This is a genomic window from Kribbella deserti, from assembly GCF_042434725.1.
In the GTDB taxonomy this organism is placed as follows: domain Bacteria; phylum Actinomycetota; class Actinomycetes; order Propionibacteriales; family Kribbellaceae; genus Kribbella; species Kribbella deserti.
On the sequence record NZ_JBHLTC010000006.1, the window covers coordinates 261,045 to 272,991 of the forward strand.

Below are 11,947 nucleotides of genomic sequence, written 5' to 3' on the forward strand. Positions count from 1 at the left end.
GGCGGGCTTATGTGCGACGGCTTCATGCGCGGCGGGCTTATGTGCGACGGCTTCATGCGCGGCGGGCTTATGTGCGACGGCTTCCCGCGCGGCGGGCTTATGTGCGACGACTTCATGCGCGCAGGCTTTAGGCGCGGCGGAAGAGCGGCCGTAAGGGGCGTTCGTTGTAGCCGCCGTCGGCCAGACCCGCGAGCCGTTCGAAGGGGTTGCGCGAGGCCGGGCAGCCCGTGCGCAGGAACGACCAGGCCGCGCCGAGGCCGTAGAGCGGCAGCATCGGCAGGCCGATCAGGCAGAAGTACTGCCAGGAATGCCGTTCCTCGTGGCGGACCAGGGCCGGGCTGTTGTCGAAGTACGAGCGGTCGTGTTTGGTCAGCACCACGTTGCCGAGCGTGAAGGCGCCCGCGACCGGAAAGCCGAGGCGGTACCCCGTCCCGTAGAGCAGACCGCGCGGTCCACGGCTGAGCTTCGCCCGCCCGATGAGCGCCACCAGGAGCCCGGCGAGCGTGGTCAGATTGAGTAAGTTCACCACCACTTTGACCCGCTGCCACCCCGTCATACCCCGAGTATGAGCGCCCCGGATGGCCTTGTCCCGCCCGCGCGCGCGGCTTTGTCGGTGCCGGCAGGCAGACTGGAGCGGTGACTTCGGTGAAGCGGCGATGGGTGCCCGGGCGACCGGCCGATCCGCAGTTGCTGATCGGCGCGTTGCGGCGAGGCGCGGGCGATCCGACGTACCGGTTCGATCGCGACACCCGCACGGTCTGGCGAGCCACTCACACGCCGGACGGCCCGGTCCTGCTCCGCCTCACGCCGTACGACGCGCTCGGGGAGATCGACGCCGAGGCCTGGGGACCGGGCGCGGCCTGGGCGCTGGACGGTGTGCCCGAGCTGCTGGGTGATTCCGACAGCTGGGAGGGGTTCGAGCCGCAGCACGACGTACTGGCCCACGCCGCGCGCCGGTTCGCGTACTTCCGCGTGCCGAAGACCCGGGCCGTCTTCGAGGCGATGGCCGCTGCCGGGATCGAGCAGGTTGTCACCGGCAAGGAGGCCTTCCGCGCCTGGAGGGTCCTCATCAAGACGTACGGCGAACCAGCGCCCGGGCCAGCCGAACTCTTCGTGCCGCCTACCCCCGAGCAGTGGCGGTTGATCCCGTCGTGGATGTGGTTGCGCGCCGGAGTCGACGGGAAGCGCTCGCGCGTCGTCATCACCGCGGCCACCCGTGCGAAGGCTCTCGAACGTACCTTGGCTCTAACCGATTCGACCGAGGTGGAACGGGCCCTGCGGTCCTTGCCGGGCGTCGGGGTCTGGACCGCCGCCGAGGTCCGCCAGCGGGCGCACGGTGATGCCGACGCCTTCTCGTTTGCCGACTATCACGTGTCCCGCAACGTGTCGTATGCGTTGACCGGCGAAGAACTCGACGACGACGCCACCGCCGAACTCATCGAGCCATACCGAGGCCACCGCTACCGAGTCCAGCGCCTCCTCGAACTAGCCGGCCCCGGCCACCCCCGCTACGGCCCCCGCATGTCCCTCCCCACCCACACCCCCGGCGCCACCCACCACCTCCGCTGACCCCTCTGTATCCCGTTCATCGGACGCTAGTTACCCGGCGTGTCGCCGTTCATCGGACCCTTGTGACAGGGCGTGTCGCCGTTCACTGGACCCTTCTGACCAGAGATCCGGCCATGGACTGCCAGCACCAGCGTGCCGGTCAGAACCGCGGCGAAAGGCCGACGAGACGATCCCGGCCGATCGTGGTTCCGGCGGCGGCTCGGGCAAGTTTGGTCACAAGCGTCCGATCAATGCCGACACGCCCTGTCACAAGCGTCCGATGAACGGCGACACGCCGGGTAACTAGCGTCCGATGAACGGGAAGCGCGGCGGGGCGGGGGTGGGGGTGGTGAGATCTGGGGTCTCGGATGGTGGGATCGGGGGACGGAATGTGGGATGGGTTGGGTAATCTCGGTCGTGCTCATCCAGAGGGACTGAGGGAAACGGCCCGTTGAAGTCCCGGCAACCCTCCCCGTTGACGCCTCGATCCGGAGGTGTTCGGCGGCGGAACGGTGCCAAATCCGTCCCGTGCCGAGATCCGGATGCGGGGAAGATGAGGAGGGAACTCCGCATGAGCCTGACCACCGCTCCCGAGACCCACACCATCCGCGAAGGCGCCTTCGGCAATGCCACGCACCTGAGCTGTCGCGCTTGTGGAGCACAGTCGCCGCTCGGCCCGTACTACGCCTGTATGGAGTGTTTCGGTCCTCTCGAGGTCGGCTATTCCTATGGCACGGTCACTCGTGAGCAGATCGAGGCCGGCCCCAAGAACATCTGGCGCTACCAGCCGCTGCTGCCGGTTCCGACCGACGTGGAGAGCTTCCCGAACACCGAGCCCGGCTACACCCGCTTGGTCAAGGCGGACAACCTGGCTCGCGAGCTCGGCCTGAAGACCCTCTGGGTGAAGGACGACTCGGGCAATCCGACCCACTCCTTCAAGGACCGGGTCGTCGCCACCGCCCTGAGCGCCACCCGCGAGCTCGGGCTCAAGGTCTTCGCGTGCCCCTCCACCGGCAACCTGGCGAACGCCGTCGCGGCCGCAGCGGCCCGGGCCGGTATCCGCTCGGTGGTCTTCATTCCGAGCAACCTCGAGCGGGCCAAGATCATCACCACCGCGGTGTACGGCGGAACCCTGGTGGCCGTCGACGGCAACTACGACGACGTGAACAAGCTGGCCTCGGAAATCGCCGGCGAGGAAGAGGGCTGGGCCTTCGTCAACGTCAACGTCCGGCCGTACTACTCCGAGGGTTCCAAGACCTTGGCCTTCGAGATCGCCGAGCAGCTCGGTTGGCGCCTGCCGCAGCAGATCGTCGTGCCGGTCGCTTCGGGCTCACAGCTCACCAAGATCGACAAAGGTTTCACCGAGCTGCAGAACCTCGGCCTGGTCGACACGTGCGACTACAAGGTGTACGGCGCGCAGGCGACGGGTTGTTCTCCGGTCGCGCAGGCCTTCCGCGACGGCCACGACGTGGTGAAGCCGGTCAAGCCCGACACCATCGCGAAGTCCCTGGCGATCGGTAACCCGGCCGACGGGCCGTACGTGCTGGACGTGACCCGCCGTACCGGTGGTGCCGTCGAGGACGTGACCGACGAAGAGGTTGTCGAGGGCATCCAGTTGCTGGCCCGCACCGAGGGCATCTTCGGTGAGACCGCGGGCGGGGTGACCGTCGCGACGCTGAAGAAGCTGCTCGCGACCGGCCAGCTCGATCCCGAGGCCGAAACCGTCATCATCAACTCCGGCGACGGGCTGAAGACGCTCGACGCCGTCGCCGACCGGGTCGGCCCGAAGGTCACCATTCCCGCGACGTACGACGCATTTGTGAAGGCAGGTCTGCAGTGAGTGTGAGTGTGCGCGTTCCGACCATCCTGCGGCCCTACACCCAGGGCGTATCCGAGGTCTCCGTGGACGGCTCGACCCTGAGCGAGGTGCTCGAGTCCCTCGACGCCTCGTACCCGGGCATCAAGTCGCGCGTGCTGGACGAGGCGGGCGAGCTGCGCCGCTTTGTCAACGTCTACGTGGACAACGACGACGTGCGCTTCTCCGAGGGCCTGCAAACCCCGATCAAGGACGGCGGCCAGGTCTCCATCATCCCCGCCGTCGCCGGCGGCTGAGCCACTCACCTTTAGCGTTCGTCGGTCGAATCCGCCCTCGCCCGCAGCGGACCTTCAAGAGGTCCGCGGCGGCACAGAGGGTGGATTCGGACCGATGAACGCCAGTGGTTGGGCCTACTCGCCGGGCGCCAAGGTGCTGGCGAGGATGCGGGCGGTTTTGGCGATCAGGGCGTCGTCCCAGACCGCGTCCTTGGTGTGTTTCGTGGTGTAGACAGCTAGGACGAGCGGAGTGCCTGCAGTCGTCCACGCCACCCCGACATCGTTGGCCGTGCCGTAGTCGCCCGAACCGGTCTTGTCGCCGAGAACCCAGTTGCTAGGCAGACCCGCGCCGAACCGCTTCTTGCTTGTGGTGTTGGCCTTGAGCCACGCAGTCAGCTGTTCCCGGTCACGCTCGTTCAGCGCGTTGCCGAGGACCAGCCGCCTCAAGTTGGCCCCCATCGCACTAGGCGTCGTCGTGTCTCGTACGTCGCCAGGGATGGCCGTGTTCAGCTCTGTCTCGTACCGGTCGAGCCGGCTGTGCAAGTCGCCGATCGAACGGCAGAACCGCGTCACGCCGTACGGACCACCTAGCTGGCGCAGGAGCAGGTTGGCCGCCGTGTTGTCGCTGTAGCAGATCGCAGCGTGGCACAGGTCCGCCACGCGCATGCCCTTGCCGACGTGCTCCTGGGTGATCGGAGAGCCAGCGACGAGGTCCTTCTTCGTGTAGCGGATCACCTTGTTGAGGAACTCGCCGTTGCAGTCCCGGTCCCGCAGGATCGCCGCGGACGCGAGCGTCTTGAACGTCGAGCACATCGGGAACCGCTCGTCAGCCCGGTAGGCCACCGTCGCGCCCGTACGGGTGTTGAGCCCGTACACGCCGAGCCGGGCGTCGTGCTCGCGCTCCAACGTACTGAGCTCGTTGCGAACCGAACCGGTCGCCATCGCGGGCAGGCTGAAACCATTGCCAGCGAGCAAACCGGCGGTCGAAACAGCCAGTCCGGCGCCCAGCAGCGAACGGCGGGAAAGCGGGGTATCGCGGATCATCGGCACTCCATTCGCGAGGTGGAAACTCGCTCTGAGCCAATCAGCGGGCCACCTCCCATGTCCAAGCGATATGGAGCAACCTCCAATAGCTTTTTGATATACAAGACTCGTGGATCTGCTGGCCCATCTCGAGGCGTACGTCGTGATCGCGGAGGAAAACAGCTTCTCCGTGGCAGCCGACGTGCTGCAGGTGGCTCAACCCGTGCTCAGTCGGCGGATCAAAGTGCTCGAGCAGCACCTTGGCGGCGAGTTGTTCGACCGGTCGCGGCGCCAGATCACCACCACCGCGCTCGGGGATCTCCTGTTGCCGCAGGCCAAGGACATCCTGAGCCGGGTGGACCACCTTCGGCAGACCGCGCGTACGGCCCTGACCTCGACCGCGCACGCCCTCGGCGTACCGCCCGACTGCGATCCGGCCGCATTGGCCCGGGCGATCCGGGCCGGCGCCCAGCGCGGCATCACCCTCGCCGTACAGGAACTACCGGCCGAGCAGCGGGCCACCGGGCTGGCCGACGGTTCGCTGGCCTTCGCGTTGGTGCGGGTTCCACCCGAGGCCGCGGCGTACGGCGTACCGCTCGGGCTGGCGTCCGCCGTACCGCTGACGGCCTTGCCGGGGCGGGCGGTTCACCTGGAGGACCTCAGGCCTCGCCGCGGCGCTCCGGCTGGATCGGCGCCGACGATCCTGGTTACGGCCGAAGACGGGATCGCTTTCGCCGCGGAACGGTTCCGCAAGGCCGTCGCGCGGGCGGGACTGCCCGAGGGACGAGTACGCGAAGCCGCCTCGATCGCGGCAGCGGTGGCCGAGGCCCTCGCGGGAGGCGCGCTGCTGGTTTGCGCCGAGTCGGTGGCCGTTCGGCACGGGCTGACCTGGGCGGCCCTGGCGGATCCGGCTTTGCATCGGGGGTACGAGCTGGCCGCCGGGACTCGGCGCCTCGGCGAAACCCCCGAGCTCGACTGGCTCGAACCGCTGCTCGCCGAGACGACCGGCAGCAGGGCAACCACCGCGCAGACCGAAACCGACCTTCGCACCCGATTGGCGGCCCACTGATGAGCCATCCGGCGTACGTCGCCAGCCGGGCGGAACTGCTCGGCGTCGCGGAGGCCATTCACAGCCACTGGCAGCAGGTTGGCGCGGATGGCCATCTGCTCGCGCGCAACCTGGACACCGGTGAGGAGTTCGGTTTCGACGTCGACACGGTGGTTCCGCTGGCTTCGGTGATCAAGGTGCCGCTCGCGCTGGTGGTGCTCGACGCGATCGCGGCCGGCGAGCTCGATCCCGCCCTGCCGATCACCATCGACCCGGCGACCAAGAGCGTCGGGCCGACCGGCCTGGCCGCCTTCCGCTACCCGGTTACCGCCGCGGTCGGCGATCTGCTGCACCAGATGCTGACCCTCAGCGACAACGCCAGCGCGGACGCGTTGCTGGACCTCATCGACGTCCAGGCCATCGACGCCCGCCTGCGGGAGTGGGGGATCACCGGCATTCGCATGCGGCATCGCCTGCAACGGATGTACGAGTGTGTCGCCGGAGTCGCGGGGGATGACTTCGGCCTCGCGATGGAACTGGCCATCCGGGATGACGGCGTCGGCCTCTACTCGATCGAGACCCTTGACCCGGCCCACGCCAACGCCGGAACTGCCGCGGCCCTCGTCGACGTACTGGAGCGGATCTGGCTCGACCACGTCTCCCAGCCTTCGGCCACGGCCGAGTTGCGCCGGTTGATGGGCCTGCAGCTGTTCAACCATCGCCTGTCGAGCGATCTACTGCTCGACACCGTTCGGGTCAGCGGAAAGACCGGCACCTTCCTCCACCTCCGCCACGAGATCGGCGTCGTCACGTCCGACGCGGGGGACCGGATCGCCATCGCGGCCCTGACCCGGTCCCAGCGCCGCGCCGATATCGCCCACGACATCGACCTGGCCATCGGCGCCGCCGCCCGCACCGCCTTCGAAACCCTGCGAACCTAAGCGGTTGTCCGCTCGAGTCGCTTCGATGAGGATGGCCCGATGCGTGCGATCTTGATCGAGCAGTACGGCGTACCGCCCGTGGTGGCGGACGTGGTGGACCCGAAGGTGCCGGACGGCGGAGTGGTGGTGCGGGTCGAGGCGACCGGGTTGTGCCGCAGCGACTGGCACGGCTGGCAGGGGCACGACTCGGATATCGTGCTGCCGCATGTGCCTGGTCACGAACTGGCCGGCACCATCGCGGCGATCGCGCCGGGCGTGACCGGATGGAACGTCGGCGATCGGGTCACCGCGCCGTTCATCTGCGCCTGCGGCCAATGCCGGGAGTGCCTCGACGGCAACCACCAGGTCTGCCCGAACCAGCTCCAGCCGGGCTTCAACTACTGGGGCTCGTTCGCCGAGTACGTCGCGTTGCCGTTCGCCGAGGTCAACCTGGTCCGGCTACCCGACGAACTCGCCTTCGACACGGCGGCAGGCCTCGGCTGCCGGTTCGCCACGTCGTACCGGGCCGTGCACCAGGTCGGCCGGATCCAGGCCGGGGAGAAGCTCATCGTTTTCGGCTGCGGTGGTGTCGGCCTGTCCGCCGTGATGATCGCGGCCGCGCTCGGTGCCGAGGTGGTTGCCGTCGACACCAATCCCGCCGCGCTCGCGTTGGCCACTCGGTACGGCGCCGCGCACGTTGTCGACACGGCAGACGCCGAGCGACTGGTGGACCTGACCGGCGGAGGCGCCGACGTGACGATGGACGCGCTCGGGTCGAACCAGCTGGTCCAGGAGGCCTTGCGAAGCCTTCGGCCGCGAGGCCGTCACCTTCAGGTAGGCCTGCTGCCGTCCGGCGTACAGCTTGATGTGTCGCGGTTGATCGGCCAGGAACTGCAGTGGCTCGGCAGCCACGGGATGGCCGCGCACGCGTACCCGGAGATGCTCGACCTAGTTGCCCAAGGCAACCTCAAGCCCGCGGACCTGGTCACCCGCACGATCGGCCTCCCGGCAGTCCCCGACGCCCTCGCGTCCCTCACCACCCCGAACGCCACCGCCGGAGTCACTGTCATCCACCCGTAAGCCCCGTCTTATTCGTTCATTCGCCGGAATCCGCCCTCCAAAGCTCAGCGAATCCGCGCAGGCAGGCGGCGGTGACGGTGTACTCCGGCCAATGTACGAAAGAGGTAAGTCAGCCAGGGAGCGAGGTGATCAGGGCGGTGAGGCGTTCGCGGGTGGCGGTGAGGTAGCTGTCGGGGCCGCGGAGGGCGCGCTGAAAGTTCTCGAGCTCCTCGTCGGAGATGGTCTCGGCGAACGTACGCAGCTCGGTCAGGTCCAGGCGGCGGTTGAACTCGTGCACGGTGTCGCGCCAGCGGTGCAGCTGATCGGCCAGACCGGCCTCGCGCTGGCGGGCCAGGATTCCCGAGACCAGGGCCGAGTCGACCGCGGATACGATCAGCCGCGGGTAGATCTGCCGCCGCCGCCCGTTCTCCGTGGTGAAGCGTTCGTCGTTCAGCAGCCGCTGGTTCTCGTCCAGCTCGTCGCGCACGGCGCGGAGGATCTCGCTGCGCCGTTCGGCCTCGCTGGTGAGCCGTTCCACGAAGATGCCGGTCAGACCCGCGACCAGCGTGAGCGAGTTGACCGCCGGTTCCCAGCGGCTGTTGTCGGGCCAGAGGAACCACACCACACCTAGTACGAAGGCCAGTGCCAGCAGGCCGTACGTCAGTACCGTGACGGTGGTCCGTCGTACTCCCGCGTCCTTGAACAACTCAGCGAGCCCACATCTCGTCGGCGACGGAGCGCTTGCCGGTGGTCGCCGACTTGGGGGCCAACAGCAACAAATCCAGGCCGAACGGCGTGGGCTTGCGGGTCCGGCGGAACTGCGAGTGCGCGTTCTCCACCAAGGTGAGCTCGCAGGCGGCCATCAACCGGTCCAGCCGCTTCGCCGAGAACTTGCGGGTGGTGTAGAGCCGGATCGTGTCCTTCGGCTTGAGCGCGACCTCGGTGTGATCGGGCAGACCCATCATCAGGTCGTCCGGGCCACTGTTCTGGAACATGATCTTCACCAGCAGCGCGTCGTCGTCCTCGATGAACCCGCAGAACTGGACCATCGCCGGATCGATGGTCAGATCGGTGTTGTAGCGCAGGGCGCTGGTGACGAACTCGGTGAAGGCCCTGGTCTGGTGGTACTCGTCGGCGGCCGCCTTCATCGCCTCAGCGTCGATCCGGGTGGTCGTCGCGACCTCGAGCAGCAACCGGTCCTGCGGCCGGAGCACGCTGCTGATGGTGTCGAGGGCTTCCTCGTCGCTGTCGAAGTTGGCCAGCGTGTTCCCGGTCAGCGTGTACAGCAACGGATCGTCACCGACCAGCCGCGCGAACATCTCCGCCAGTTGTTCCATGTTGTCGGCCAGGGAGAAGTCGAGTTGCACCGACAGCACCTGGGACATCGGGAAGCGGATCCCGCGCACGGCCTCGTGCGTCCCGAGGCGCAGCATCTCCGAGCTCATGTCGACCGGGAGGTAGAACAGATCGGGCTTCGCCGCCCGCAGGTCCTCGAGAATGATCCGGTCCTTCTGACCGGTTCCGACCCCGAGGCTGACGAAGTGGAACCCGTTCTTCGCGACGTGCGGGCGGATCTTGCGCCAGTGCCGGACGAACGACTCCGCGCCCGCCTTCATCACCAGGTAGAACGGGTCGCTGACGGCATGCGCCCAGGCGATGGTCGGGCCGATGCCCAAATAGGAGAAGCCCGAGCTGATCTGCTTGCCGTCACCGGTCTCGGAGTGATCGGCGCGCAGGTCACTGGTGAGCGCGGCGAGTTTGTCCGTCTGGTCCTCGCCGACAAGCAGCAACGACCAGTCGAAATCGTCGTCGGCCAGCGCCTTCTCGAGGTTCCGGATCACGTTGACCGGTTCGTTCACATCCACCCCTCGCCCAACGGTCAGTGTCGGGTCAGGTTATCGGCAAGCACGCCCCGGCGCGCGCCGAACAAGCCCGTCGCCGCCTGCCGTGAGTGGTCGCGTGCGGACGCGTCCACTGGTGGGGGACACCAGCCGTTCTGCCGTGAGTGGTCGCGTGCAGACGCGTCCACTCGTGAGTGGGCGTCAGCCCTTCTGCCGAGAACACTTGTCGCACTACCCCTGCCGTGAGTGGACGCGTCTGCACGCGACCACTTCTCGCAGGACGCCCCGTGGCCCAACTTCTTGGCCGCTGCGCGGGGGCCGTCCACCGCGGCTGCCGGGTTTCAGGACGACTATCGGGTTTCAGTTCGCCGGCTACCAGGTTCTTTGTCCGCTACCCGGTTCCAACCAGGTAGCGGACAAAGAACCTGGTAGCCGGCCTGTCCGGCACCAGTCGGCCAGCCGAACACTGCCCGAAGGTCGTCCACCCGTCAGACGCGAGCACTCGCGCCAGTAGGGGACTTCTCCCACCTCAAGTGGTCACCGCCCTGAACCATCCCGCCCGGCGGTAGCGGGTGGTGGGGAGTGGGTCAGATGGGTTTGACGTCCTGGGCCTCGCGGCCTTTGGGGCCGTCGACAACTTCGAACTCCACCTGCTGGCCGTCTTCGAGGGTCTTGTAACCGTCGGACACGATCTTGCTCCAGTGCACGAACACGTCGTCCTGGCCGTCGATCGCGAGAAAGCCGTAGCCCTTGTCGGCGTTGAACCACTTCACGGTGCCGCGCACCATCTCGAATCTCCCGTTGCCGAGTGAAAATCGGATGCCCCGAGCTTAGAACATCAACTCCGGTTCGAGGCGAACAAACCGATCACACCGGCGACCACCAGCAGCAGGGCGACCCCGATGCCGAGATTCGCGCCGCTGACCACGCCGTACTTGACGAACATCCACAGTCCGGCGGCGCCGGCCAGCAGGGCACCCGCGATCACGCCGGCCGCGTCGGGACGGAACTTGCGCTGCTTGCTCATCGGCGCTCCACCACAATGCTGCCCGTGGTGACGGTGAGTTCGAGTCGTACCGAAGCCGGTCCGGCCTTGGCGTCCACGCCCAGATCCGAGAACTGCTGGTCGAAGTCGTACCCGCCCTTGCTACCGCCGAAGGCCTGGATGGCGCCCATCTGGGCCTTGCCGAGTCCGGTCACGTCAACATCCTTCGGCAGTACGACGACGATCTCCCCGGCCTTGCTGGTCGCGACCACCTTCGCGCCGGGCGAGAACTCCGCCTTGGTCAGGTCGATCCGGATGGTGCCGGCGTCGACCGCGAACGCGGGCAGGTCCGCCGTGATCGGGGTCTGCGGCGAGGCCACGTAGTTGATCTCGCGAACCTTGGGCACGGTCGGGAAGACCTGAGTGGCAGCGACTCCGAGGGCGAGCAGGATGCCGAGCGGCAGCAGGCCGAGCGTGCGCCCGGCGAAACCGCCCAGGATCATGCCGAGACCCAGCGTGGCCAGGCCGATGGCCAGCATCAACGGAAGTGAGGCCTGCGCGATCCAGGCGATCGTGATCGCGAGCAGGGTGGCCGACATGACCAGCGGCTTCACGATCCGCAGTCCGGGATGCGCCGGTACGACGACCGGCGCGGAGGTCTGCCGCGGCGCGGGCGGCTCGTCGACGTACAGGCCGAGCGGGTCGTCCTCCGTCCAGACCGGCTGCACCGACGTGGTGGGAGAGTCCTGAGGCCGCGGGACGTCCTGCGGCCTGCCCAGCGTGGTCCCGTCCTGCGGCTTGCCCAGGGTGCTGCCATCCTGCGGCTTGCCCAGAGGGCTTCCGGTTTGCGGAGTACCAGGGGTGGTCCAGGCCTGCGGTGTACCCGGGGTCGGCATGGGAGGAGCGACCGGCGGGCCCGGCCGGCTGACCGGAGGCGTTTGACCTGGCCGCTGGGAGCGCGGGCCCTTCTTGTAGAAGAAGACGTACCAGATCGCGCCGATAACGAGCAGCGGGCCGAGCTTGAAGGGGCCCGAGTCGACCGAGGACGACACGATGATCGCCACGAACACCCCGATGCCGATCACCGTCGGCCACAGCCACGGGTGATCCGGCCGGACCCGGTCACCGAGTACATCCTGCGCGACGGAGCGGTCCGAACCCGCGGAGGGCATCAACGCCCAGCCCGCGAGGTACAACGGCAGGCCCGGGCCGAGCACGACCAGCACGCCGACGACCACCCGGACCAGGACCGGATCGATGTCGAGCGCGCGACCGACGCCACCGCAGACGCCCGCGATCAACCGGTCCGACCGGCTGCGCCGCCAGTTCTGCACGGCGCGCAGCCGATCCCGGTCGAAACCACCGGCCGGTTCGCGGCCGCTCGAGTTCTGCTCCATGACACCGATAGTGTCGCGTACCCGGCCGGGATGAC

General features: G+C 67.9%; 13 protein-coding genes and 1 riboswitch. Of the genes, 6 read left to right on the forward strand and 7 right to left on the reverse strand.

Annotation, left to right across the window (positions count from 1 at the left end; all coding sequences use genetic code 11):
• Positions 1-127: 127 nt before the first annotated feature.
• A complete protein-coding gene (locus ACFFGN_RS06645; RefSeq protein ID WP_380044432.1) occupies positions 128-556 on the reverse strand; it encodes a hypothetical protein in 429 nt (142 codons plus the stop codon).
• Positions 557-636: 80 nt separating this feature from the next.
• Here ACFFGN_RS06645 and ACFFGN_RS06650 point away from each other — a divergent pair, with 80 nt between their 5' ends.
• From ACFFGN_RS06650 to ACFFGN_RS06660, 3 genes are all read left to right on the forward strand, one after another.
• Positions 637-1,569: a DNA-3-methyladenine glycosylase family protein gene (locus ACFFGN_RS06650; RefSeq protein ID WP_380044433.1), complete on the forward strand. Its 933-nt coding sequence runs from the start codon at positions 637-639 to the stop codon at positions 1,567-1,569.
• A 397-nt stretch (positions 1,570-1,966) separates the two neighbouring features.
• Positions 1,967-2,108, forward strand: a riboswitch (SAM riboswitch).
• Between the two features lie 11 nt (positions 2,109-2,119).
• Complete coding sequence (thrC, locus tag ACFFGN_RS06655) at positions 2,120-3,388, forward strand: threonine synthase (protein ID WP_380044434.1); 1,269 nt, start codon at positions 2,120-2,122, stop codon at positions 3,386-3,388.
• Positions 3,385-3,660 (forward strand): ubiquitin-like small modifier protein 1, encoded by a 276-nt coding sequence (locus tag ACFFGN_RS06660; protein WP_380044435.1) that lies wholly within the window; start codon positions 3,385-3,387, stop codon positions 3,658-3,660. The genes thrC and ACFFGN_RS06660 overlap by 4 nt, the downstream gene beginning before the upstream one ends.
• A 114-nt stretch (positions 3,661-3,774) precedes the next feature.
• Here ACFFGN_RS06660 and bla read toward each other — a convergent pair whose 3' ends face one another.
• The gene (gene bla, locus ACFFGN_RS06665) at positions 3,775-4,683 is read right to left on the reverse strand and encodes a class A beta-lactamase (protein ID WP_380044436.1); all 909 of its coding nucleotides are present in this window, start codon (positions 4,681-4,683) and stop codon (positions 3,775-3,777) included.
• Between the two features lie 109 nt (positions 4,684-4,792).
• On the opposite strand from bla, the gene ACFFGN_RS06670 reads away from it, so the two are divergent.
• From ACFFGN_RS06670 to ACFFGN_RS06680, 3 genes are read left to right on the forward strand one after another with little or no spacing between them, the layout of a single operon-like run.
• Positions 4,793-5,731: a LysR family transcriptional regulator gene (locus ACFFGN_RS06670; RefSeq protein ID WP_380044437.1), complete on the forward strand. Its 939-nt coding sequence runs from the start codon at positions 4,793-4,795 to the stop codon at positions 5,729-5,731.
• Complete coding sequence (locus ACFFGN_RS06675) at positions 5,731-6,651, forward strand: serine hydrolase (RefSeq protein WP_380044438.1); 921 nt, start codon at positions 5,731-5,733, stop codon at positions 6,649-6,651. Before ACFFGN_RS06670 ends, ACFFGN_RS06675 begins: the two co-directional genes overlap by 1 nt.
• Before the next feature lie 39 nt (positions 6,652-6,690).
• Positions 6,691-7,710, forward strand: coding sequence for a zinc-binding dehydrogenase (locus ACFFGN_RS06680; RefSeq protein WP_380044439.1), 1,020 nt, complete (start codon positions 6,691-6,693; stop codon positions 7,708-7,710).
• A gap of 109 nt (positions 7,711-7,819) precedes the next feature.
• On the opposite strand, the gene ACFFGN_RS06685 is transcribed toward ACFFGN_RS06680, so the two are convergent.
• From ACFFGN_RS06685 to ACFFGN_RS06705, 5 genes are all read right to left on the reverse strand, one after another.
• Complete coding sequence (locus tag ACFFGN_RS06685) at positions 7,820-8,395, reverse strand: hypothetical protein (RefSeq protein ID WP_380044440.1); 576 nt, start codon at positions 8,393-8,395, stop codon at positions 7,820-7,822.
• A 1-nt stretch (position 8,396) separates the two neighbouring features.
• Positions 8,397-9,548, reverse strand: coding sequence for an L-histidine N(alpha)-methyltransferase (locus ACFFGN_RS06690; protein ID WP_380044441.1), 1,152 nt, complete (start codon positions 9,546-9,548; stop codon positions 8,397-8,399).
• Between the two features lie 569 nt (positions 9,549-10,117).
• Positions 10,118-10,318: a cold-shock protein gene (locus tag ACFFGN_RS06695; protein ID WP_380044442.1), complete on the reverse strand. Its 201-nt coding sequence runs from the start codon at positions 10,316-10,318 to the stop codon at positions 10,118-10,120.
• A 50-nt stretch (positions 10,319-10,368) separates the two neighbouring features.
• Positions 10,369-10,557, reverse strand: coding sequence for a hypothetical protein (locus ACFFGN_RS06700; RefSeq protein WP_380044443.1), 189 nt, complete (start codon positions 10,555-10,557; stop codon positions 10,369-10,371).
• The gene (locus tag ACFFGN_RS06705; RefSeq protein WP_380044444.1) at positions 10,554-11,912 is read right to left on the reverse strand and encodes a PspC domain-containing protein; all 1,359 of its coding nucleotides are present in this window, start codon (positions 11,910-11,912) and stop codon (positions 10,554-10,556) included. The genes ACFFGN_RS06700 and ACFFGN_RS06705 overlap by 4 nt, the downstream gene beginning before the upstream one ends.
• Positions 11,913-11,947 lie beyond the last annotated feature (35 nt).

Bases quoted from the DNA above. Each gene is read 5' to 3' on its own strand.
- ACFFGN_RS06645 (WP_380044432.1), bottom strand. From the start codon at position 556: ATGACGGGGTGGCAGCGGGTCAAAGTGGTGGTGAACTTACTCAATCTG.
- thrC (WP_380044434.1), top strand. From the start codon at position 2,120: ATGAGCCTGACCACCGCTCCCGAGACCCACACCATCCGCGAAGGCGCC.
- bla (WP_380044436.1), bottom strand. From the start codon at position 4,683: ATGATCCGCGATACCCCGCTTTCCCGCCGTTCGCTGCTGGGCGCCGGA.
- ACFFGN_RS06675 (WP_380044438.1), top strand. From the start codon at position 5,731: ATGAGCCATCCGGCGTACGTCGCCAGCCGGGCGGAACTGCTCGGCGTC.
- ACFFGN_RS06680 (WP_380044439.1), top strand. From the start codon at position 6,691: ATGCGTGCGATCTTGATCGAGCAGTACGGCGTACCGCCCGTGGTGGCG.
- ACFFGN_RS06695 (WP_380044442.1), bottom strand. From the start codon at position 10,318: ATGGTGCGCGGCACCGTGAAGTGGTTCAACGCCGACAAGGGCTACGGC.
- ACFFGN_RS06700 (WP_380044443.1), bottom strand. From the start codon at position 10,557: ATGAGCAAGCAGCGCAAGTTCCGTCCCGACGCGGCCGGCGTGATCGCG.
- ACFFGN_RS06705 (WP_380044444.1), bottom strand. From the start codon at position 11,912: ATGGAGCAGAACTCGAGCGGCCGCGAACCGGCCGGTGGTTTCGACCGG.